The 527-nt window shown below is 48.6% G+C and carries 1 pseudogene; it reads right to left on the bottom strand.

Annotation, left to right across the window (positions count from 1 at the left end):
* Positions 1–527, bottom strand: a pseudogene (locus R8N47_RS28185) (glycine dehydrogenase (aminomethyl-transferring)); the annotation flags it as partial.

Below are 527 nucleotides of genomic sequence, written 5' to 3'. Positions count from 1 at the left end.
GAACGGGTGGATCGAACCAAACTCAGGCCAAGTGATTGGGATCATCTCTGCCGCTGCGTTTAGCTTCATCGTACAGCTGCCTAGTGGAATCATACCGTGCGTTAGCGAGAAGTCTTTGTTTTCAAGCTGTTTTAGGTAACGCATCATTTGTGTTTCACTGTGGTAAGTGTTGAACACTGGGTGCGTTAGGTATTCTGAAGTACGACGTAGCGCTTCTGGAATGGCGGCAAACTCGTTACCAGCAATTTCCGTAGATAGAGCGGTAACGTCTTCTTTTACGCCAAAGACAGCAAACAAAGCTTCGACGTCTGCAACGGTTGTTGTTTCGTCTAAGCTAATGCCTAGTTTGCCAGGTAGGGCGCGTAGGTTGATGTCTGCTGCGAGTGCTTTTGTGTACAGATCTTGCGTTTTCTCACCAGTGTTGATGGTGATGGTGTCGAAGAAGCTGTTATGAGCAAGTTCAAAGCCACCTTTCGTTAGGCCAGCAGCAAGGATGGCAGTCATGTGGTGTGTGCGACGAGCAATGG

The sequence above is a fragment of the Vibrio sp. 2132-1 genome (assembly GCF_033344315.1).
The sequence above is the reverse complement of the archived record's forward strand: the minus strand, read 5'-3'. Positions and strand labels throughout refer to the sequence as shown.